This window comes from Psychrobacter sp. (assembly GCF_049295055.1).
Taxonomy (GTDB): Bacteria; Pseudomonadota; Gammaproteobacteria; order Pseudomonadales; family Moraxellaceae; genus Psychrobacter.
Genome location: NZ_JBAQQF010000010.1, coordinates 1 through 21,302 on the forward strand (window position 1 = coordinate 1; position 21,302 = coordinate 21,302).

General features: G+C 41.9%; 22 protein-coding genes. 12 read left to right on the forward strand and 10 right to left on the reverse strand.

Annotated elements, in window-relative coordinates; translation table 11 throughout:
• Both rpmG and rpmB read right to left on the reverse strand, forming a co-directional pair.
• Positions 1-135: 50S ribosomal protein L33 (gene rpmG, locus WAZ74_RS01695; RefSeq protein ID WP_422305351.1), on the reverse strand; the 135-nt coding region annotated here is incomplete at its 3' end.
• 133 nt (positions 136-268) lie between these two features.
• Positions 269-505 (reverse strand): 50S ribosomal protein L28, encoded by a 237-nt coding sequence (rpmB, locus tag WAZ74_RS01700; RefSeq protein ID WP_010201401.1) that lies wholly within the window; start codon positions 503-505, stop codon positions 269-271.
• Between the two features lie 484 nt (positions 506-989).
• On the opposite strand from rpmB, the gene WAZ74_RS01705 reads away from it, so the two are divergent.
• Complete coding sequence (locus tag WAZ74_RS01705) at positions 990-2,033, forward strand: hypothetical protein (protein ID WP_422305142.1); 1,044 nt, start codon at positions 990-992, stop codon at positions 2,031-2,033.
• 184 nt (positions 2,034-2,217) lie between these two features.
• The gene (gene purU / locus WAZ74_RS01710; RefSeq protein WP_422305144.1) at positions 2,218-3,162 is read left to right on the forward strand and encodes a formyltetrahydrofolate deformylase; all 945 of its coding nucleotides are present in this window, start codon (positions 2,218-2,220) and stop codon (positions 3,160-3,162) included.
• 162 nt (positions 3,163-3,324) lie between these two features.
• Here purU and WAZ74_RS01715 read toward each other — a convergent pair whose 3' ends face one another.
• Complete coding sequence (locus tag WAZ74_RS01715) at positions 3,325-4,131, reverse strand: cytochrome C assembly family protein (protein WP_422305146.1); 807 nt, start codon at positions 4,129-4,131, stop codon at positions 3,325-3,327.
• Between the two features lie 344 nt (positions 4,132-4,475).
• Between WAZ74_RS01715 and ffh the strand changes: the two genes are divergently transcribed.
• The 7 genes from ffh (at position 4,476) to WAZ74_RS01750 (ending at position 10,885) form a co-directional block, all read left to right on the forward strand.
• Complete coding sequence (gene ffh / locus WAZ74_RS01720) at positions 4,476-6,023, forward strand: signal recognition particle protein (RefSeq protein ID WP_422305148.1); 1,548 nt, start codon at positions 4,476-4,478, stop codon at positions 6,021-6,023.
• Positions 6,024-6,233: 210 nt separating this feature from the next.
• Complete coding sequence (tsaB, locus tag WAZ74_RS01725) at positions 6,234-6,917, forward strand: tRNA (adenosine(37)-N6)-threonylcarbamoyltransferase complex dimerization subunit type 1 TsaB (RefSeq protein WP_422305353.1); 684 nt, start codon at positions 6,234-6,236, stop codon at positions 6,915-6,917.
• Between the two features lie 145 nt (positions 6,918-7,062).
• The gene (locus WAZ74_RS01730) at positions 7,063-7,905 is read left to right on the forward strand and encodes an undecaprenyl-diphosphate phosphatase (protein ID WP_422305150.1); all 843 of its coding nucleotides are present in this window, start codon (positions 7,063-7,065) and stop codon (positions 7,903-7,905) included.
• Positions 7,906-7,972: 67 nt separating this feature from the next.
• Entirely contained in the window at positions 7,973-8,875 is a 903-nt protein-coding gene (locus WAZ74_RS01735) for a class I SAM-dependent methyltransferase (protein WP_422305152.1), read from the forward strand.
• Between the two features lie 65 nt (positions 8,876-8,940).
• A complete protein-coding gene (locus tag WAZ74_RS01740; protein ID WP_422305154.1) occupies positions 8,941-9,180 on the forward strand; it encodes a hypothetical protein in 240 nt (79 codons plus the stop codon).
• 111 nt (positions 9,181-9,291) lie between these two features.
• Complete coding sequence (gene ubiA, locus WAZ74_RS01745) at positions 9,292-10,215, forward strand: 4-hydroxybenzoate octaprenyltransferase (RefSeq protein WP_422305156.1); 924 nt, start codon at positions 9,292-9,294, stop codon at positions 10,213-10,215.
• The gene (locus tag WAZ74_RS01750; protein ID WP_422305158.1) at positions 10,208-10,885 is read left to right on the forward strand and encodes a DUF4112 domain-containing protein; all 678 of its coding nucleotides are present in this window, start codon (positions 10,208-10,210) and stop codon (positions 10,883-10,885) included. Before ubiA ends, WAZ74_RS01750 begins: the two co-directional genes overlap by 8 nt.
• A 117-nt stretch (positions 10,886-11,002) precedes the next feature.
• On the opposite strand, the gene WAZ74_RS01755 is transcribed toward WAZ74_RS01750, so the two are convergent.
• On the reverse strand, positions 11,003-11,623 hold the full coding sequence (locus WAZ74_RS01755) for a hypothetical protein (protein WP_422305160.1): 621 nt from the start codon (positions 11,621-11,623) through the stop codon (positions 11,003-11,005).
• Between the two features lie 173 nt (positions 11,624-11,796).
• Positions 11,797-12,429: a hypothetical protein gene (locus tag WAZ74_RS01760; RefSeq protein WP_422305162.1), complete on the reverse strand. Its 633-nt coding sequence runs from the start codon at positions 12,427-12,429 to the stop codon at positions 11,797-11,799.
• A gap of 165 nt (positions 12,430-12,594) precedes the next feature.
• Here WAZ74_RS01760 and yiaA point away from each other — a divergent pair, with 165 nt between their 5' ends.
• Positions 12,595-13,155, forward strand: a complete 561-nt coding sequence (gene yiaA, locus WAZ74_RS01765; protein WP_422305164.1) for an inner membrane protein YiaA — start codon at positions 12,595-12,597, stop codon at positions 13,153-13,155.
• Between the two features lie 39 nt (positions 13,156-13,194).
• On the opposite strand, the gene mnmD is transcribed toward yiaA, so the two are convergent.
• The 4 genes from mnmD to ispZ all read right to left on the reverse strand — a co-directional run bounded on the left by mnmD (position 13,195) and on the right by ispZ (position 16,947).
• The gene (gene mnmD / locus WAZ74_RS01770; RefSeq protein WP_422305166.1) at positions 13,195-15,312 is read right to left on the reverse strand and encodes a tRNA (5-methylaminomethyl-2-thiouridine)(34)-methyltransferase MnmD; all 2,118 of its coding nucleotides are present in this window, start codon (positions 15,310-15,312) and stop codon (positions 13,195-13,197) included.
• 71 nt (positions 15,313-15,383) lie between these two features.
• The gene (locus WAZ74_RS01775) at positions 15,384-15,854 is read right to left on the reverse strand and encodes a hypothetical protein (RefSeq protein WP_422305168.1); all 471 of its coding nucleotides are present in this window, start codon (positions 15,852-15,854) and stop codon (positions 15,384-15,386) included.
• Positions 15,851-16,192: a YciI family protein gene (locus WAZ74_RS01780; RefSeq protein WP_422305170.1), complete on the reverse strand. Its 342-nt coding sequence runs from the start codon at positions 16,190-16,192 to the stop codon at positions 15,851-15,853. The genes WAZ74_RS01775 and WAZ74_RS01780 overlap by 4 nt, the downstream gene beginning before the upstream one ends.
• 203 nt (positions 16,193-16,395) lie before the next feature.
• A complete protein-coding gene (gene ispZ / locus WAZ74_RS01785) occupies positions 16,396-16,947 on the reverse strand; it encodes a septation protein IspZ (protein ID WP_422305172.1) in 552 nt (183 codons plus the stop codon).
• A gap of 218 nt (positions 16,948-17,165) precedes the next feature.
• On the opposite strand from ispZ, the gene WAZ74_RS01790 reads away from it, so the two are divergent.
• Complete coding sequence (locus tag WAZ74_RS01790; RefSeq protein WP_422305174.1) at positions 17,166-18,047, forward strand: PHP domain-containing protein; 882 nt, start codon at positions 17,166-17,168, stop codon at positions 18,045-18,047.
• Positions 18,048-18,314: 267 nt separating this feature from the next.
• Positions 18,315-19,877 carry a diguanylate cyclase gene (locus WAZ74_RS01795; RefSeq protein ID WP_422305176.1) on the forward strand — a complete coding sequence of 521 codons (1,563 nt, stop codon included), beginning with the start codon at positions 18,315-18,317 and terminating at the stop codon, positions 19,875-19,877.
• Positions 19,878-19,939: 62 nt separating this feature from the next.
• Here WAZ74_RS01795 and truD read toward each other — a convergent pair whose 3' ends face one another.
• Entirely contained in the window at positions 19,940-21,136 is a 1,197-nt protein-coding gene (truD, locus tag WAZ74_RS01800) for a tRNA pseudouridine(13) synthase TruD (RefSeq protein WP_422305355.1), read from the reverse strand.
• Positions 21,137-21,302 lie beyond the last annotated feature (166 nt).

The following is a 21,302-nucleotide window of genomic DNA, read 5'->3' on the forward strand; positions in this document are numbered from 1 at the left end:
GAAGATCACATGCTGGCGTACTTTTGGATCAAACTTTTTGATTTCCATTTTGCCCGGCATAGTGCGCTTGTTTTTAGTAGTGGTATAGTAATACCCAGTACCAGCTGTTGATACTAATTTAATTTTATCTCTCATGATAGCTTTCCTGTAAATGAGGGGTCTTCAAACGATAGGTACGGATCTAAAATATTAAGTAGCTACATAAGATGTAGCAGAAAAGCAGCTTAAATGACGAAAATTATCGAAATATTAAGCTGCCAGTCGTGACTTATACTTTTTGACCTTGTGCGCGCATATCTGCTAACACTTTATCGATACCAAGTTTGTCAATAGTGCGCATACCTTTGGTAGACACACGTAGACGTACAAAACGATTTTCAGACTCTACCCAAAAACGATGGTTGTGTAGGTTTGGTAGAAAGCGACGACGGGTTTTGTTGTTTGCGTGCGAAACATTATTACCCACCATAGGGCGCTTTCCAGTCACTTGGCAAACTCTAGACATGGCGAACTCCTGATCTATGAAGTATGAGGTTTTCTCATACCAGTCTGGGCAAGTTGCACGTATTTGCGGCATGGACACAGCAAGCGGCAGCTTTGCACCAAACAAAACTATATGAAGGTTGAGCTGATTTACTGTCATTAAAGGCAAATAACAGGCAAACCAATTCAGAAAATTTTAAAGCCGACATTTATACCATAAAAGTAATGAATACTCAAATATTTTTGTGATAGTTGTTGGTTTAAACGGTAACTATTATACCTTGAATTGAGCAGGCTATGTGATTGATTATTTAATAATAAGGATTCAATTTTTAGTTGTAAGTTATGACAAAAGTCAGTAAAGTTGCAGTCATAAATTTAATACAATCTGTTAATATAACTGCTATTATTGTAATTCTATGTATCATTGCCTATGCCAATATTTGGCGAAGTAATGATTGTATATATTTACTCAAATAAATTACTGCTGCTGCGGAGTTCAAAAAATGTCATATAACGCACTACCACTTACTTCTAAGTTATTTCAGCTTACTTTTTTGACTTGCGCTTTAGCATTGGCAGGTTGTGGTGGTGGGGATACAGTCGATTCTATTGCGCCTGCCCCTGATTTGGGAGTGCAGCCTGATACGGGTGTGACGGACAACACAGGACGCGTTACACAGAATGGTTTTAGTGTATCGTTAACTAAAAATGTACTATCATTTGGCGTTGATGGTGATACCGCTAACATTACCGCCCGCTTAGTTGATAGAGTCGGTAATCCTATACCTGATGGAGCAGTAGTCACCTTTGTGAGTGAAGGTGGTCGAGTAACGCCAAACTGCGTAACTAGCAACGGCATATGTACAGTTGAGTTCAGTACACAAAGTCCACGCCCTTCAGACAATCGAGTGTCTGTACTCGCTTATGTAAAAGGTGACAAAAGCTATGTCGATATGAATGCAAATAATGAATATGACATAGGTATCGATACCTTACGTCAAAATATTGGCGATTTTTTCCGTGATGATAATGAGAATAATCAATATGATTCAAATATTGGTGAATTTTTATATCAAATAGGGGACTCAGGTGCTACTTGTGCGCCATCATCATTTAATGAATCTAATGTCGTCAATACTTGTAATAATAATCTTTCTGCAGTATTACGTTATCAAGTTGTATTAGGCTTAGCGTCAGATAAACCTACGTTTAAGGGTCTATCTACTAGGCTTGATGCAAATTTGAACTCAATGAGTACTTCAATTGTTAATTTTAAAATGTATGGTAATTCAGAACAAACAGTATCGATGGCATCAGGAACTACTATTAGTGTTGACGCTGAAGGAAGTAGTTGTCAGGCAGAGCTAATTGCTGGTAATTCGACTATTCCTAGTCTTGTTAATTTAGGAGTTAAATCAGTTGACGATAGTGATGTTAGCTATGCATTTTCTTATACGGGTTGTGCAGCCAATGATAAAATCAAAGTAACGGTTCAGTCACCAGCACCAGATGCAACTACAACGACTAGAACCATATTCATACAGTAGAGAGTCAGCTATGCATCAAAAACCCCTAACTCCACGTTGGGGGTTTTTGTATTCATAATCTCAATAACTAAAAACAAGTAACTCAATCAGCAAATTTTCACAAAAGCGATTAGAATAGTCAGCTTTCCATTCTGCTGACAGTATTCAAAGTTGGCAGCAAGTTTAATATTTGATTGGGCGTACTATGTTAAGCAATACAATATCAGACACTGCAACGATTGCTTCACCGAAAACCTCATTCCGACAGACATCTAAAGTGCTGCCTATAACCACTGTTATTGATACTGCGACATTATTAATTAAATGCCGTGATCAAGCAGGTATCGTACAAGCGGTATCTGAGTTTATTCATCGTTATGGCGGCAATATTATTACGCTAGATCAGTACTCGACCGCACACGAAGGTGGTCAATACTTTATGCGCTTAGAGTTTGCCTTAGCAGGATTGAGCGAGATTATTGATAACTTTGAAGCCAGCTTTGGGCATACTGTCGCCAAGCGTCACAATATGGATTGGCACTTACATGATAATGCCATTAAGACCAAAGTCGGAATCTTGGTATCCAAGTTTGATCATGCGTTATTGGATCTGCTATGGCGGCATCAGCGCGGACTACTCGATTGCGAAATTACCTGTGTGATTAGTAATCATCCTGATTTACAGCAATCAGTAGAAAACTTCGGTATCACTTTTTATCATGTTCCAGTGACTAAAGATAATAAGGTGGAAGCAGAAGGGCAGATTCATAAATTGATGGCAGGAAATGATCTACTGGTATTAGCGCGTTATATGCAGATATTATCATCTGATTTTGTCAAGCGTTGGCCAATGCAGATTATCAATATTCATCATTCATTCTTGCCTGCGTTTGTCGGTGCCGATCCTTATCGCCAAGCTTATGATAAAGGTGTTAAGTTGATTGGGGCGACGGCGCATTATGTGACGGCTGAGCTTGATCAAGGACCTATCATTGAGCAAGACGTGCATCGTGTGACTCATCGTCAAGGGGTGACAGAGCTGCGGGCTATTGGTCGTGATATCGAGCGTAATGTATTGGCACGTGCCGTAAACTGGCATGTACAAAATCGCGTGATTGTAGAGGGAAATAAAACGGTGGTTTTTAATTAAAATTGTTCTAATTAAAAGAACCTGTGCAGTAATGGGATTAGACGTTCAGGTCGTTATTTATCAAAATAGCTAATGACCTGAACGCCATAAATTTTCATAAGCGTTTTTATAATATAACTTCTATGAAGTTATTCGTATAACAGCGCGTTTATAACATCACGCTTATAGCAGCATCTCTAACACAAACTTGCTACCAACAAAACCAATCGCTAATAATATAAAAGCATAGATAGTCATATTAGCAGCGCGTTTTCCACGCCACCCAGCACGCCAGTTACCTACCAGTAGCGAGCCAAATAGCAGCCACGACAGCAGGCTAAACACGGTTTTGTGTGCCAAGTGCTGCGCCATTAAGTCTTCTACGTAGATAAAACCGATTCCCAGTGCAATACTCAGCAGAACAAAGCCGACCAATAGCATATCGAATAACAGACTTTCCATACTTTGTAGCGACGGCAGTTTATTCACCCAAAAGCGGTGAATTGATTGGTGCTTAAGCTCACGTATTTGCAGACGCAAAAATAGCGCTTGCACCGCCGCCATCAGCAGCACACAATAAGCAGCAAGCGATAGCAATATATGAGCTTCAAGCCCGACAGTAATATCAGTGAGCGGGCGATAAGGAGCGCGACCAATATAGCCGATTATCATACCCATCAGTGCAGTCGGTGCTGCTAGGATGCCCAAACTAACAATAGGACGATATAAAGAGAACATGACGTAAAAAAATAAGAAAAACAAACTGATCAGGCTAATGATATTAAACAGATTAAAATTTAAGCCATAAAGCGTAACAACATGCGGATAGAGTAGCGTCGCATGTGCCAGCATACCCACAAACAATAAGCCTAAGCTTGTGCCTTTATGGATAGGTTTATCTTTAATCAGCGCCCAACCAATGTGAATGCTGACTAAGAGGTAAGCCATACCAGCAATTAAGAATGCAAGTTGCAAGATAAAAGACCTCATCTCATAATGAGCGCTCAATTTAATGCTAAAAAATGAGCGCTCAATTTAATGCTAAAATGGTATTATTAGAACAATCACCCAATTTATCATAAAATGGCAGTCAATTGAGTACCATCTTACGTATTCCTAATTGCAAAACGATTATGGGCAAAATTATTATTTGTAGAGCGACTATAAATCTTGCGTGGGCTTAATGCTATGGTATTGATAATAGGCTGTTTTTTATAGTGATTTTTATAACTGCTTTTATAAAAGCGCGACCCAATATTTTATAATATACCCTAATACTATTTATAAACCATTTAAATGGTTTAATTGAGAATTATTTTAACTGAGAGTTATTTATGTTTGATACCTTAACAGAACGCTTATCATCGAGCTTGCGCAATATCGCAGGCACAGGGCAATTGACCGAAGACAATATCAAAGACACGTTGCGCGAAGTACGTATGGCGCTGTTAGAGGCCGATGTGGCACTGCCGGTCACTCGCGATTTTGTGAAGCGTGTCAAAGAGCAAGCGCTCGGCGCTGAAGTGCTTAAAGAGTTAGCGCCAGGTCAGGCATTTGTCAAAATTGTCCATGATGAGCTGACCGAAATGATGGGCAGCGCCAATCAGCAATTAGAGATGACGGGTAAGCCGCCGGTCGTTTATTTATTAGCAGGTTTACAAGGTGCGGGTAAAACCACCACTGCTGGTAAATTAGCCAAATATCTGCAAGAGCGTCACAAAAAGAAAGTCATGTTGGTTTCTGCTGACGTTTATCGTCCAGCAGCGATTGCCCAGCTTGAGCAAGTCGCTGGGCAAGTGAATGCCAAGTTTGTTAATTCAAGTAGCGACGAAAACCCAATTGATATTGCGCTGCGTGCTATTGAAGAGGCCAAAATTCAATATCAAGATATTTTGATTATTGATACAGCGGGTCGTTTGGCTATTGACGAAACGATGATGGATGAAATCAAAGCGCTGACCGCTGCGGTTAATCCATCTGAGACATTGTTTGTCGTTGATGCTATGACCGGTCAGGATGCGGCTAATACCGCTAAAGCCTTTAACGATGCGCTGCCATTAACGGGCGTTATTTTGACCAAGACTGACGGTGATGCTCGCGGCGGTGCGGCGCTTTCTGTACGCGCCATCACAGGTAAACCGATCAAATTCTTGGGTCGCGGCGAGAAACTTGACGCGCTAGAGTTGTTTCATCCTGAACGTATCGCCCAACGTATTTTGGGTATGGGTGACGTCTTAAGCCTAGTCGAAGAGGTTGAGCAAAAGATTGACCGCGATAAAGCGGAGAAAATGGCGAAAAAGATGCAAAAGGGCGGCGAGTTCGACCTTGAAGATCTATTGACCCAGTTCCAGCAAATGAAAAGTATGGGCGGTATGGCAGGCTTCTTAGATAAAATGCCAGGTATGGGCGGCTCTGATATGCAAAAAGCTGTTGAAGATGCTAAGCCTGAAGAAAAAGTACGCGAGATGGAAGCATTAATTAATTCGATGACGCCATTTGAGCGTAAGAATCCTGACAAAATTAATCCAAGCCGTAAGCGCCGTATTGCTGCTGGCTCTGGTCGTGAGATTCAAGACGTCAATCGTTTGCTCAAGCAGCACAAGCAAATGGCAAAAATGATGAAGATGATTTCTAAGCCTGAAGGAATCAGTAAAATGATGAAATCGATGCAAGGATTAATGGGTGGCGGCGGTGGTCAGCAAGGTGGTGGTCCATTATTCGGCGGTGGTGGTCAGCAAGGCGGCGTTAAAGATGTGAACCCACAGCAAATGGCGAAACAGATGGGACTTGATCCAAACAATATGCCTAGCACTGAAGAAATGCAAAAGCAGATGCAAGAGCTACAAGGCCAAGCACCTAAGAGTTTCAAAAAACGCTTTTAAGTGATTTAGTGCTACTGGCTACTAAATAGTATTTTAATAATAAAGACCTCAATGCTAAATGGTGTTGAGGTTTTTTACTTTCTATCTATCCTAATTGGGTACACTCTTATGAATAGCGTATGAAAAATACAGAAAGTCAGTCAATTAATCTGTCCTAAATGCTATGATAGGCGCTGTTTTATAATGGCAAGTGAATAAGCCGAGGTTATGATGTTTTTAGCAATGGATACCGTGTTTGATCAGTGCTCGATCGCGATTTTAGATGCCCGTGGTCAAGTGCTATCGAGTCATACCGAAACGGGTAAGCGCCAGCAGACGCAGCAAATCTTACCGATGATTGATGCTGCTTTATCTGAGACGCAATTAAAACTTGCTGATATACAAGCACTCATATTTAATCGAGGTCCTGGTGCATTTAGCGGTATACGGATTAATACAGCGGTAGTACAAGCGCTGTCTGTGGCGCATGACATTCCTTGCGTGGGCGTCTCAAGCTTACAGGCGATTGCGCAAGCGGCGTATCAGCAATACGGTTTGAGCGAAGTATATAGCGCCCTTGATGCGCGTATGCAGCAGGTATATTTCGGGCAATATGCGCTAATAGACAATATTATGCAGCCCGTTAATCAAGACAATGGCGAAGATACTGAGCAGTTACTTGATTATGATAGCCAGACAACGCTAGATATTCCTATCGCTGGTAATGGTGCCAGTTTATTAACTCTGCATGACGGTCAGACAATCTATGCTGAGATTCATCCTGACGCTACTGTGATAGGGCAGCTTGGTATTGCTCAATTTATAGCAACTGGTGGAACAGAAGCATCGCAAGCCTTACCAAAGTATTTGCGCAACCAAGCGTGGAAAACGCTCAAAGAGCAGGGTAAGGCATAGCCTCAGGTTTGAGTTTAGATTTGGTTTTAAGTTTAATATTAAGTGCTCAAGCTTAGCAAGCCGTAGCGATAATAAAAACGGTATGAATATAACAATATAGAGTAGGCGGCAGCGCTTTTTTCGATTTTTGGTTAGGAAAAAAATTGTGGATATCATTTTATTAATTCAAGCTGTCATCATGGGTATCGTTGAAGGTATCACTGAATTTTTACCGATCTCTAGTACCGGGTATTTAATTTTATCCGCTGATTTGATGGGTTTCTGGACCAAAGAAAAAGTCGATTTGTTTGTCGTCGTCGTGCAGTTTGGCGCTATTTTAGCGGTTATTTATGACTATTGGGGCAGACTGTGGCAGGCTCTAATGGGTCTACTGACCGGTAAAGCAGAAGGCATGAGTAACCCAAGGCAGCTTGGTTTGAGCTTAATTGTCGCCACTATTCCAGTGATGATTGTTGGTTTTACCTTTGCTGATGAGATTAAAGCTTATTTATTTAATCCTATTGTCGTTGCTATTATGCTGATTATCGGTGGTTTATTAATATTTTATGTCGAAAACCGCCCTAAGGCGATTATTGCAGAAGAGGCAGAAGACGTTAGTTTAAAAACAGCATTGATGATTGGCTTGCTGCAATGTCTGGCATTGATACCTGGTACATCACGCTCAGGCGCGACTATTATCGGTGCGCTGTGGCTTGGCGTCTCACGTAAAGCTTCCGCTGAGTTTTCTTTCTTTTTGGGTATTCCTGTCATCATTGGTGCAGCACTACTAGATTTTATTAAGCATCGTAACGTTTTGGTCAGTAGCGAAGATTGGTTGGTGCTCGGTATCGGTACCGTTGTGTCATTTATCGTTGCTTTACTTTGTATTCGCTTATTAGTCGCATGGGTCAGTCGTCGTGACTTTAAGGTTTTTGCATGGTTGCGTATTATCACTGGTGTGTTGGTCTTAATAGCCGCTTGGGGTTTTGGTTATCAGATGGCGGGCTAAGCTTTATAATGGAATGGTTTTTGATAGCAATTCATGATGGGGTAAGTATTAAAGAGGAATGGCAGTTGTGACCAATATAAAGCAAGTAGCGAGCCAATTACCAAACACTGTTATAAACTGCCAACTATTCTACGTGAACGAATCGCAGACAATAGAGATTGAGAGCCTGCAAGCGTTGATAGCTGAGCATAAACTACCCATTATTTTGAATACTGAACTAGCGACAGATAAATTAAATCAAAAACGTCGCCAGCAGTTAAGTCAAACATCGACTCAGCCTATTTTACTGTTGGATGAAAAAGATAAGCTCTCATGGCTGAGTGATGGATTAAGCGTTGCCCCTGAATGGGATAAACTGCAGCGGCGTGTGGTGAGTGCAGGACGCAAGTCTGAGCTATTATTGCAAGCGGCAAAGTTAACCGCAGATAGTCAGGTTATTGATGCGACTGCTGGTTTTGGTCATGACAGTCTGATATTGGCTAGTACCGGTGCACAGGTAACAATGCTTGAGCAGCAGCCTTTGATGGCGCTGCTATTACTAGCAGAACAGCGGCGTATGAGTGAATTTCCTAATTGGCAAAAGCTGATGTCACGTCTGCAGATTATTAATATTGATGCACGCAGTTATTTTAAAAACCTACAAGCTGACAAGATAGTTGATAACAGTAAAGTCGTCGATGTGGTGTATCTAGATCCTATGTTTCCAGAGGATAGCTATCAAGATAGCAAGACGGGAAAGGGTGCTAAAGTTGGCAAACATATGCAAGCATTGCACCAATTGGCATGCCCACCGACATCAGACGAAGAAAGGGAATTGCTGCAAAGTGCGCAAGCAGTCGTCAGTCAAAATGGTCAAAAACAAGGTCGCGTCATTGTTAAGCGTCCGCAATTTGCGCCCTTACTTGCTCATCAACAGCCAAGTGAGAGCTGGCATAATGAAGCGGTGCGCTTTGATGGCTACTTTGTCTGAGTATGATAAATGCAGTTAGCTAATGAAACTAGAGTGCTTAACCTTAATGGACTTAGGAGCAGGGAATGTTAGTGTTAATCGTTTGGGTGATGGGTGCCGCGTTATTATTAATAAATATTATGCTGCGTACTAGAATTTTAAGGCTTGAAGCCCGTTTAAAAGAATTGAGCAACCCGAAAGAGCAGTTGGCATTTTTGCGTCAGCAAGCATCAAAAAAAGAGAAGGCTCCTGCGATTAAAGCTCTACGAAAACAATATCCTGAGATATCAATGGTGGAAGCAAATAAGATGTGGCAACAAATCTAGCGTCTATCAAACCATTATGCAACCAAAGACTGACGCAACCAAACACTAACTCAAACTCAAACTCAAACAAATCCTCATCCAAAACTTTCTATTAATGACAATTAAAACGCCATGACATTTAATGACAAGCTACAAGCTTATATTCAACTGACCCGTTTTGATAAACCCGTAGGTATTGAGCTGCTGCTGTGGCCAACATTATGGGGCGTATTATTAGCCGCAATGGGGCAGGCACAGCAACAAGGTGAAGGCATTACGGCAGGACTACCGAGTTTAAGTATCTTTGTGATTTTTGCCCTTGGTGCGATATTGATGCGTGCAGCAGGCTGTGCGATTAATGACTTTGCCGATCGCAAAGTCGATGGTCACATTAGCCGGACTAAAGGTCGACCGCTAGCCGATGGTCGTCTATCTGGTAAAGAAGCCATTGTAGCATTTTTAGTATTGGTGTTATTAAGTGGCAGTCTGTTATTCTTCTTGCCTGTTGAAGTGTTCTACTGGTCGTTTGGTGCGGTTATATTAGCGTTTATTTATCCATTTATGAAACGCTATACCCATTTGCCGCAAGTATTTTTGGCTGCCGCTTTTGGCTGGGCAATACCGATGGCGTATGTGGCGATACAAGGCGCACCTGATATTTGGTGTTGGCTATTATTCTTGGCTTATATGTGTTGGACAGTGGCGTATGATACTCAGTACGCTATGGCTGACCGTGAAGACGATTTAAAAATAGGGGTCAAATCAACGGCGATATTATTTGGTCGCTATGATGTGATTATTATTTCCGTACTACAAACTTTATTTTTACTCATCATGGGTGCGGTCATGTGGCATTATTTTGCACCAACCAGTCTAGGCATAACGCCAATATTTGCACTGGCTTTGGTAGCCATGATGTTTGCCAAGCAAAATAGCGCTTGTGCTAGCCGCAATGCTTTGGTCTGCTTTCAGGCGTTTTTAGCCAATATCTGGGTAGGACGTTATGTCTTTGCTATCATAGCCATCGCTTGCATATGGACGACTGTTAATGGATAACTTCAAGAAGCTCTCAAGGTTAAAAGCGGGAAAAAAGGGTGCTTCCAATCTATCTATCGTAGATTATGAGGCAAGATTGGCTGAGCATGGGCTGACGCGCGCGCAAGTCATTGAGACCGAACGCAAACTGGCTAAGTTTGCCAACACTATGGATTCTCTCGTTCGTATTCCTTTTACCAAACAAGGTATGGGCGCTGATGCTGCGCTTTCAACCATTCCGCTGGCGGGTGATTTGGCGGGACTGGCTTTGACCAGCTATGCTTTTGTATTGGGTCGTCAATTGGGTGTGCCAGCGCATAAAATGACACCCGCTGTCAGATTAGCGCTGATTGATATGGTGGTCGGTATCGTACCTGGTATTGGTACACTGCTCGATATTTTTATTCGTCCTAGTCGTAAGACCTTGAGCATCGTGCATGAGCATTTGCAAGATGAGTATGGCATCACCGAAACCATGCATATGGATCGACCATTTTTACATCAATCGCTAGAAGATAAACAGCATGACAGTCGCTTTGGTTTCTTTTGGCGCAACCCAGTCGTGGCTTGGTTATATCTACATATTCCTGATATGTTGGGACTCATTGTTATTGTTATTATCGGTTGGGGATTATGGTCATTGATGAGCTGGCTTGTAGGTCTGTTTGGTAAAACCACTGGATTTGGCTAAATAATAGCAAAAAAGGCTAAAGATGTAATAAAAAAGGCAGCAACGATATCAACGTTTGCAGCCTTTTTTATTGCCATTTTTTACTACCTTTATTATATGGTTTTATGCTTATGAAGCTTACTCGGTAATCACTTCCGCATCGGCACTAATGGCATCAAAGCTTGTCATTTTATTGTTTTGAATAAAATCTATCGTACCGCCGCCAGCATGACTGACCAGCTGCATACTGCCATCGCTTGAGCGATAGGTAGGATTGTTCCCTTGACCTTCAGGTGCGCTCAAAGTCATTTTTGGTTTATTCGGTAAGGTAATGATAGCATTAAGCATACCCGCTGCCGAGGTTTCAAAGACGACGGATAATGATTCACCTGTAGTACTTCGATACTTAACGTCAGTGATTTGCGCGCCTTTAATGGCTTGCTCTGGATTGGGCACTGGAGCAGGGTCATTGATTGAGGTATCTGTTGTGTCAAGATTATCCTCTAGCTCTGTTAAGCTTACATCTTGTTCTGGATTTACAGCAGACGCATTGGTATTGCTATCATCATTACCCTCTGGCGCGTTAATGTTAGAAGTCACGGGCGTCGTTTGTATCGCCGTCTCAGTTGGTGTCTCATTAGCCGTTTCGGGTTCTGGTGTTTTTTGGCAGGCACTCAATAGTAATATGCTCAAAAGTACAGTAGAAACAGATCCAAAGTAGATTTTTGGTTTTGCAAAGCTAGAGCGAAAGGTTTTCATAATAAGATAGCTATCCATTCATAGGGTTTCATTTAAGCATAGTAAATCACGTAGAATAATCTACCATTAGTGATCATATACTATTAAGTCTTGACGATAATAACCAGCCTTTACAGCCCACTATCATTTCTGCGCCTTCTAATATATGGCAAATACGCCAAGGTATAAGACAATCACTTTATCTTTAGGTTATCAGCTGCCATGCCACTTTCTTTATAAACATCATCTAGATATCGGCGGCTGGCAAGGAGCTTGTCTACGACACCACTTTGGCTTTGAACATTAAGCTTTTGCGAGAAATCTAAAATCAAGTTCAGTTGACCTAGTACCATATTATAGCTGGTATTTTGTTTATCGTTATCAATAATGACAGTTTTTGCATAGTTTTGATCGAGGCTAAGATAGTCGGTAATCAATTCTGGAATACGCGTGGCGATGAGTTTATTGAGGGTAAATAATTGTGATTCAGTGATTTGATCGTGATGAGTAGACTCATATTGCTGCCCAATATCGTCCATCGTCGCTCGAAACGCTTTAGGCACTTGCTCGTTATAGAGCAGTCTAATAAAGGGATGATTGGCTGAGAAATGAATGATAGCAAGCTCATTACCTTGCTCATTACTTACCTTTTCTCTTAATGCCGTATTTGCTTGAGACTGACTAGCAAGAGTACTTGCAGATGCTAGATATTCTTGATGACGTTGTATCGATGCCACTTGCGTGCGCTTAGATTTTTCTCTCATCACAAAAATGATGGGCACGATAAGAATAAGGCTAAGCAGAATGAGTAAGGTAAAAAAAGACATGTTAGGACTCTGTCATTAAGAATGCTATTTATTTTAAAAATAATTTTAGATTACAATATAACATGCTTGTGTTATGTTAAGGCAAAACAGAGGTCGATAAAAGTCGTATCTCGCTACTATATATCCGACTATTAAGTATTTGCCTATTTCTAATTAAGGATGATGATGAATAACGACACGATTACTAAGAGTCAGCTAGCAGCTTATAAGCCAACGACTGCTTATGTGGGGACTTCTTGGGCCGTCATGCTAGTTGGTGTGCTGGCATATCTTTTTGGACTATGGAATGCAAAAAGTATGTTGTTGAATGAGAAAGGCTATTATATCGCAGTGTTGGCGCTTGGTCTGTATTCAGCGATTAGCTTGCAAAAAACCCTTCGTGATCGTAGTGAAGGTATACCAACGACGAATATGTATTATTTTATTAGTTGGGCGGCTTTAGGATTGTCTGTTGTGCTTATTGCGATTGGTTTGATGAATGCGGGCAGTTTAAACCTCAGTGAAAAAGGCTTTTATATGATGGCGTTTACCATGAGTCTGTTTGCTGCAGTAACCATTCAAAAGAATACCCGCGATGAAGCGCAAATCCAAACCTTAATTGCGCCAACGATGAGCATAAATGATGAAGGTGTGACCAGAATACCTACTCAAAAATCAGACTCAGGAAAATCATTGTTTGGTGCGGTTAAATCTCGTATAGAGAGTCATGACGATAAGGAAGGATAAGAATACTCTTATAGAAATTAGCTCGATAGCTTACTTATTTTATTGCTCACTTACCTTATTTCTTACATTGTTATGTACTTTATGCAGTCGCGCCCGATTGGGTGACAGCCGTGCCAACATAACGCCAGATAACGGCGTAAAGCAACCTAACATCTTATCCGCTAATGCTTCAGCACATATCGGTGCTAACGCATAACCTTTTGCACCCATCGCTGACAGTGTCCATAGACGCTTACTTTGTGCGAGCAGACCGACCAGTGGATGGTAGTCAATCGTTTGGGTGCGAATGCCGGCGCGTGCTTGCCAAGTACTAATATCATTTGGCAACACACGGCTCAATTCAGGCAAATCTTCCATCAATTTATCATAATTCTGCTGGTTGTCTTCAAGACGAATATCAATGTTGGCATCACCATCGACAAAGCTGGCACCAAGTAAAAATTGTTGCTGGTTTTCGATAATATTATTTAACTCAGCATCACCACTTTGGCCAATAAATGGCGCGCAGTAGCCACTATATTTGAGCGGTAATTGAGGCAGCTTGGTTATTTGGTCAGCAGTTGGGCTAAACCAAGACAGTTGCCCGCGAATAGTACGGCACTCAACGATACGTTTGTCTAGTTGATGGCTTTCATAAGCGGCGCAAATTACAACATGATCAGCGGTGATAGTCAAAGCGGCTTGCTGACCATTCTTATCACTTTCACAACCCGTAACAGTAATCTCTTCTTCGGTTTCTTTAATATTAGTAACGTTGAGCTGCTGATAAATGATATTTGGGTGCGCAAGGATGATGGTTTTTAAAGCCTGTGGATTGACCAGACCAGATTGAGGTAGATACAAGTTATTGGCTAAATCTTTCCGTTTTAAACCGCTGATATCATGTGCTTGTTCAGTACTAATGGTCGTTGCCATCGCATTTGGATAGTCTGCAATCTGCTCAGTACCAATATTGGTTTTGACTAATAAATCTAGGGTACCGGTCTGTTCAAGTATCCGCGGCGTCTTTTGGATAGCGGCTTGCTCATTAAAGTAACGATATAATCTGCCACTGTATAAATAGCCGATAGAATGCAGGTGTTCATAAACGTGATGAATAGGCGTCATGTTTGGCGCGAGGAGTGCACGCGGATTACCGGATGCACCAGCAAGCGGCGCCACTTTATCTAAAATGGTTACGCTAATACCGCGATTGGCCAGCGTCCAAGCAGTGAGCAGTCCTGCAACACCGGTACCAATAACGACTGTGTGGCTCAGAGCTTTAGATAAGGTGAGCTGCTTAGACAACGCTGGAATGTGATTATCCCGTTGTAAAGGCTCAATCATAACCGCCGTTAGCATCTCATGTTTGCGTCCAAACCCTTTGACTTTGTTAATCTCAAAGCCATGAGCTTGCAAACCACGTTTTACTATACCAGCACAGCTATAAGTGGCGACAGTCGTACCAGCGCGAGATAAGCGCTGCATCTGCGTAAATATAGCATCTGCCCATAATGTCCCATTACAAAAAGGGGCAAATCCATCTAAAAACCATGCATCAATGTAAGGTCGCTGAATGACCGCTTCAGAATCTAAACTTGCTAAACTGTCGCCTGCATCGCCTAACCAGATATCAAGGGTTACGTTATCTTCGATAAAGTTCAAACGATGACAACCAGCAATAAGCGGTGGATAGCTGGCTAAAAGCTGCTCAATCAAGATTGCTAGCTCAGGAGCACGCTGTGCCCATAGTGTTAGTATCTGCGTTAAGTCGTTAAGTGGTACGGGGTGTTTTTCGGTGGTAATAAAATGCAAGCGAGCAGTCGCTAAATGAGGATGGTTAGCGCGAAGTTGGCACCAGAGTTGCCAGGTCGCCAAAAAATTCAAGCCAGTGCCAAAGCCCAGTTCAGCGATAGTAAAACATTGCTTCGCTGCAAGATTTACCAGTCGCTCCGGCAATTGATTATGCGTTAAAAATACATGACGCGACTCTGCTAAACCATCTGCATGTGAGAAATAGACATCGCCGAACTCCCCTGATACGGGCACTTTATTACCAGCGTCATCCGTCTGCCACTCAATCTTAGCAGGTACGATAACGTTTGGTAGTTCAGTATGTTTAGGAGCGTTAGTAGCTGTGCGAGGTGTATCGATAGTGGCAGAAGAGGGCTTTGACATAGATAAGTCCTCAATTAGTGATCAAACAGTCATCAATTAAATAGAGTGAGTGAGTGGATAAAAAAATGATACTACCAGCGTTCGCGGCGGACAAACACCAACCATGAAATAAAAATACCGACTAACAAGCTAATTAAGACGGTGAATGCCCCATATAAAAACAATTGACCTTTGCTCTCATAGACCAAGACGTTTGCTTGAGTTTGCAAATCATTGACTTGGCGCTGGAGCTGGGCATTGCGACTGAGTAATTCTTGATTGGCTGAGGATAGTGCTTTATTTGATGGTTGCAGCTGTGCCGCCAAGGTATCGTTAAACTTTAAGCTATCATTAATATTAGTCGCTGGCGCTGTATTGGTAGCGGTGGTCGGAGCCGTTGTTTGGACGCCATCGTTGGGCGCTGTGACGGGCGTCATTCCTGCTGCTGGATCGGCATTGCTAACGGTTGGTGCAGCTTGTACCGATACGGCAGCGATTAGTACCATGCTGGTAAAGACAGTTTTATAGATATAACTATTTAATAAGGATAACGGCTGAATCACGATGCTGCTACCTTGTCTGATGGCTTATTTATAGAGCTGTCAGTCGCTGCTGGTAACGCTTGAATAAACGGTTTTATATCCACATGACTGTATATGCCGTCACGTAAATATGGCTCCGCACTTGCCCAAACTTGAGCCGCCTCAAGAGAATCAAAGTCAGCAATAATCAGGCTGCCCGACATCTCGCTTTTTCCGTGCTCAATAGGTGTTGGACCGGCGATAATCAGTCGCTGCTCACAACTTAATACTTGTAAGCGTTCAAGATGTTCAGCGCGTGTCAGCTGACGTTGGCCGCTGCTATCCGCAACATCGTAACCAATAATGGCAAATAAGGACATAGTTCTTCCTCAATCAATAGTAAGAATAAAGCGCTATAATCAATAACAATGATTAATCACTTTGTCTAATCAGACTTTATGATTAATCATTGTCATAATTGGCATTTAGAGATAAGGGGTTACTTATTATAAGATAATGAATATTATTTGACTGTTTTCTATTTGACAGTTTTCTATTTGACAGTTTTCTGTTTGATGGCCTTTTACTTAGCCGCTTTGTCGGTTAGTGCTGGATTGAGGTGCTTTTTTAACACTAAAAATTGGGCGACCACGAATACCAGCATAATTGGCATCCAGCCGTAGGTTTTAAAGTTAATCCAAGCTTCATCTGACATCGTAAATGCCGTGATATAATGCAGCACGCCCATAAAGGCAAAAAACAGTGCCCAAGCGACGGTTAATTTCTTCCAGCCATTCATCGTGAGCGAAAAAACATCTTTCATCGCCAATTGCATCAGTGGCTTATTAATAGCCGCACTTACCAACAGTGTTACAGCAAAGATACCGTTAATAATCGGTGACTTCCAACGCAGGTAGATGTCGTCACGTAATAGCAAGGTGCCACCACAAAAGACGATGGTTAATAATAGAACGACCCATTGTTGTTTATCAAACTTGCCTTTTTGACGCACAAAGTGAATAGCATAAATGATGATAGTGGCAGCAAGTAATGCGCCTGCTGCTGCTAAAATACCATGGGTACGGGCAGCAATAAAAAAAGCAATTAAGGGAATGAAGTCTAATAAGGCTTTCATAGCAGATAGTTTGTCCAACAAAAACGTATGGGGTAGTTTACACGTCTACTGCAGCAAAAAAAAGCAATCAACACGATAATCGTCTTATATGACACGCCTTGACCATTTTTACTTCATTTTACTGCTACCATATTCATTATCGAAAAAAAGTTTCAATTAATAACCTATTAACAACCCATCTAAATTAACAACATATTCAAAACTTTAAGGCCAGCTTTATGAAAATCGACCTACATTGTCACAGCACTCGTTCAGATGGTACTTATGCGCCGGCAGAAGTGGTACAGCGCGCCCACAGTGCTGGAGTTAACGTGTTGGCTTTGACCGATCATGATACTTTATTGGGTATCGATGAGGCGCGCGCGGCGGCTGAAGCTTGTAATATAAAATTAATTAATGGTGTTGAAATCAGCTGTGAGCACACGCTCAGCGGCGGTTATGGTAAAAATAAATCTACCAATAAAATCATTCATGTACTTGGATTGGATTTTACCGATCGTGAAAAAATGCACGCGACCTTACAGCAGTTGCAAGACAGCCGTGCCACTCGTGGTCAACGTATTACAGAAAAGCTCAGTCAGTTGTTAGACATTGATTATGATGAGCTGTGGCAAGCCGTTCTTCATAAGGCGGGTAACAATCCACAAGCCGTTGGGCGCGCGCATATTGGGCAAGTTTTATTTGAGCGCGGTGAGGTTAAGACGGTACAAAAAGCCTTTGATAAATATCTGGCTGATAATAAGCCTGCTTATGTGGCGATTGAAGCGCTGACAATGCAGCACGGCATCGAGCTGATACAGGCTTGCGGCGGTAAGGCGGTGCTAGCACACCCCACACGCTATCAGCTTTCAGCGACTCGCGTGCGTAAGCTTATCGAAGAGTTTGCCCAGCTTGGCGGCGATGCCTGTGAGTTACCTGCCAATAGTGAACCTGTAAGTACTCGTAGAATGGTTGATCGTAGTATCGCTGAACACAATCTGGTCACATCGATAGGTAGCGACTTTCATGGTAGTAATATGCCATGGCGACGTATAGGCGATGTACCAAATCTGCATCCTGAACAGCAAGGTATTTGGCAGTCTTTTGCAGCTTTATCTTAGTATCAAAATTGCCATCACTAAATAATGTTAATTCGAAAACCTTACATTGTCGCAATCGCTGCATGAGCCAGTATTTATTGAAATAATGATTAAATGCTCGCTAAATTAAGGTGTCATTTGATGACGTATAAATCACTTAAACGGATTGATAAACAAGAAAAAAATTGCCACACTAAATGAGTCGGTTTAAATTTAGTACAAATCATAATGCCTGATTAATTGCTCTGGTTTTAGCTCAATAACTTTCATTATTTGCGGTAGCCCATTATGGCTTTATCGATATCTCATCTAGGCTACAGAAAACTCTCTCGAGTGATTTTTGAGTGGCAAGCTGCTGATAGAGCATTGCTACTGGCAGTGTTTGTTTTAATGGAAATTACCTCACATTGGCTCTGGTGTTTATTTGTCTGGTGGCGCCAAGATATTTATGGTTCCTACGTTAACATGGAGCTGCTATACCCTTTATGGATTGGGATCACAGTATTAGGCGCATTCTTTTTATGGATGGTCAGTCGTTCATCACCTATTAGAAAAGACAATGGCTCGCTATATAAATGGCAGGCTATTTTAGTGACGCTTTATAGTATTTATATTGCCTTAGTTATTTTAGTTATGGGTCACAGTAGTTTGGTCTCTGGAGTTTCGCTGGTTGGTGGAGCGATGCTAGGCATGATGCTGATACGGCGGCGCTACGTATGGAAAGCTTTTTTGGGGCACATTGTACTGATTTTTTTGGTCACCTTGATTCCCTATTTTGGATTTACCATACCCAATTTACGCCAAATGACGATTACTTCGTTTCCCTTAGATACTTATAGTTATCTCACCTATAGCGAAACGACGGCGATCGAAAATGCCATCTCCGCCTCTATTTTTAAAAACGGTACGCTCAGTTGGGATACCTTTAATCAATTACGCTTTTCCTCAGCATTTTTTTGGCGTAGCACGCATATTTATATGTCGCTACCAAAAGCGATTTTTATCATCTATATGTTTCGTACGCTCTTGTTAATATTAGATAATAGTAAAGCTGAGATAATGCAGTATGCCAATCAAGATGAGTTGACTCAGCTAAAGAGTCGCCGCTACGGCTTGACACAAATGCAGCAAGCACTTTTGAAAATGGGAGATAAGCAGGATTTCAGTGTTATTTTATTAGATTTGGATTGGTTTAAAAGTATTAATGATAATTATGGTCACGATGTTGGCGATCAAGTGTTGTCCGAAGTTGCACAGACCCTAGTAAAGTCTGTAACAGAAGATGCAATTGTGAGTCGCTACGGCGGGGAAGAGTTTTTGATTGTCCTTCCAGATACCAAGCATGATAGCGCGATGACCATTGCCAAGCAGCTCCGCCTAGATATTGCTCAGCATGTCATCAGCAGTGACACTAGTACGGATTTTAACGTCACTGCCAGTTTAGGGGTTTATACCCTGACTCATGATGAGCGCGCTCGCATCCAAAACGAGTATAAAGCGGCAGATCTCAAAGAGAGCACACAGCCTTTAACCAGTTCACAAAAACAGAATGACAATATCAAAGGCTCACAAAAAGGTCGTTCAAAGCAATTCGATTCTAATCAAGACAGTTTGAAGCAAGGCAGTTCGAAGCAAAGTAGCTCGCAAAAAAGAGTGGCTCATAGAAGAAAACGAGTCGCCACGGAAATCGCAAAGGCGCAGTTGCCCAGCGATATTTGCCAGCGTTTAATCTGTATTGCCGATAAAGCCTTATATGAGGCCAAGGATCGTGGGCGCAATCAGGTCGTCAGTGCCAATGATATGCTAATGGTAGAAAGTAGTAAGGCTACCTCACTTTATGCCATTATCTAGCAACTCGGCCCTTTTGAGCATTCAGTCAGTTGTTATACAGTCAACTGTTACATAGTTAGTTATTAAATAGATGATGACGATGTATTTAATTCTTGTACCAAACTTGCCAATACGCTGGTGGCAAAGCTACCCGTCGTCAAAGTAAAGTTTAATACCAGTATCTGCTCATCCTCTTTATCATGCCATTCCCAAGTTAGCGCTTCAATCGGTAAGCGCAGCGCTCGTCTTTGAGCTTTGATATCGCGCTGCTCTAGGCCTGCTGCTAGCTGCGTTAATACCGGGCTGTGCTGTATAATATCATTCTCGATTGACGCCGCTGCGCTACAAACTTTATCATTACCCACGCCCCATAACACACCAGTTGGATGAATATCGCCAGTCTCAAGTCGTGTACGTAAAGTGTCATCTAATGCTTCACTAGCAAATATGGAACCTGAGCCAGCCAAATTAAACACTTCACCTGCCAGACCTTTATTCCAGCTGCCATCACGTACGCGCGCTGCCAATATCTCATTAAATATTAAACTACGAGCAGCAGATAATTCCATCGTATTTTGCTCTCGCGGCGCGCTTTTGCGTTTACTTTTCTTTGGTTGTGGACGGGCTGCAGGTACGGGACGCGCAAACAATGATAAGGCTTCTCTAATATTATTGCCATTACGTCCAAAACGCTGTGGACCAAAATAATTCGGTACACCGCTTTGGCTGATATTGGCTAAATACTGCTCGACATCTTGCTTAGCAGATAATAATTGTTCAGGCGTTGACGATTGCATTGATAAAGAAGCGTCAAAACCTGCAAATTGAATCTCACGTAAGGTAATGATAAATTGATTGGCACGATGGGTGCCGCGATTGAGCTTTTTATTATGCCAATGCTGGGCAAGAATAGTGACCGACTCATTTACGCCGATATCTATGGGTGCAAATTCAGACTCAGGTAATTGTTTTTTTGGTATTCGTAGGCTAAACCACTGTGTCGTCAGTGCATGACGGTCTTTTAGTCCTGAATAGCCAACATCGCGTAATGGAATATCTGCCCACTCAGATAGTAATTTAGCCAGATAGGCAGTGTTCATTCCTGATTTTTCTATATGCAGCCATAAATGCTCACCTTCGCCGGTAAATTCTAACGGCAGTATCTCATTGACAACAAAATCGGTGGCATTGGCTTTATAAGTGGCTTGTTTTAAAGGCGGTTGAATTGGCTGCGGTAGTTGCGTGGTATCAGTTACTGCTGCAATATCGATGTCTGCCATATCAAAGGCTTCGTTATTAAATGGCTCGTTTTTTACCACTGATTGAGAAGTAGAAGTAGTCGTCACTGTCGTTTGGATATCGTTATCTTGAGAAGTCATAAAATAGTCTTTGATGTTGGTGATAAATTTTAGAAGAAGGCAATGGATAGATGGATTAAAGGTAAAC

Coding starts and splice junctions, on each gene's coding strand:
- rpmB (WP_010201401.1), bottom strand. CDS start 505: ATGTCTAGAGTTTGCCAAGTGACTGGAAAGCGCCCTATGGTGGGTAAT.
- WAZ74_RS01705 (WP_422305142.1), top strand. CDS start 990: ATGTCATATAACGCACTACCACTTACTTCTAAGTTATTTCAGCTTACT.
- purU (WP_422305144.1), top strand. CDS start 2,218: ATGTTAAGCAATACAATATCAGACACTGCAACGATTGCTTCACCGAAA.
- WAZ74_RS01715 (WP_422305146.1), bottom strand. CDS start 4,131: ATGAGGTCTTTTATCTTGCAACTTGCATTCTTAATTGCTGGTATGGCT.
- ffh (WP_422305148.1), top strand. CDS start 4,476: ATGTTTGATACCTTAACAGAACGCTTATCATCGAGCTTGCGCAATATC.
- tsaB (WP_422305353.1), top strand. CDS start 6,234: ATGTTTTTAGCAATGGATACCGTGTTTGATCAGTGCTCGATCGCGATT.
- WAZ74_RS01740 (WP_422305154.1), top strand. CDS start 8,941: ATGTTAGTGTTAATCGTTTGGGTGATGGGTGCCGCGTTATTATTAATA.
- ubiA (WP_422305156.1), top strand. CDS start 9,292: ATGACATTTAATGACAAGCTACAAGCTTATATTCAACTGACCCGTTTT.
- WAZ74_RS01750 (WP_422305158.1), top strand. CDS start 10,208: ATGGATAACTTCAAGAAGCTCTCAAGGTTAAAAGCGGGAAAAAAGGGT.
- WAZ74_RS01755 (WP_422305160.1), bottom strand. CDS start 11,623: ATGAAAACCTTTCGCTCTAGCTTTGCAAAACCAAAAATCTACTTTGGA.
- WAZ74_RS01760 (WP_422305162.1), bottom strand. CDS start 12,429: ATGTCTTTTTTTACCTTACTCATTCTGCTTAGCCTTATTCTTATCGTG.
- yiaA (WP_422305164.1), top strand. CDS start 12,595: ATGAATAACGACACGATTACTAAGAGTCAGCTAGCAGCTTATAAGCCA.
- mnmD (WP_422305166.1), bottom strand. CDS start 15,312: ATGTCAAAGCCCTCTTCTGCCACTATCGATACACCTCGCACAGCTACT.
- WAZ74_RS01780 (WP_422305170.1), bottom strand. CDS start 16,192: ATGTCCTTATTTGCCATTATTGGTTACGATGTTGCGGATAGCAGCGGC.
- ispZ (WP_422305172.1), bottom strand. CDS start 16,947: ATGAAAGCCTTATTAGACTTCATTCCCTTAATTGCTTTTTTTATTGCT.
- WAZ74_RS01790 (WP_422305174.1), top strand. CDS start 17,166: ATGAAAATCGACCTACATTGTCACAGCACTCGTTCAGATGGTACTTAT.
- WAZ74_RS01795 (WP_422305176.1), top strand. CDS start 18,315: ATGGCTTTATCGATATCTCATCTAGGCTACAGAAAACTCTCTCGAGTG.
- truD (WP_422305355.1), bottom strand. CDS start 21,136: ATGGCAGACATCGATATTGCAGCAGTAACTGATACCACGCAACTACCG.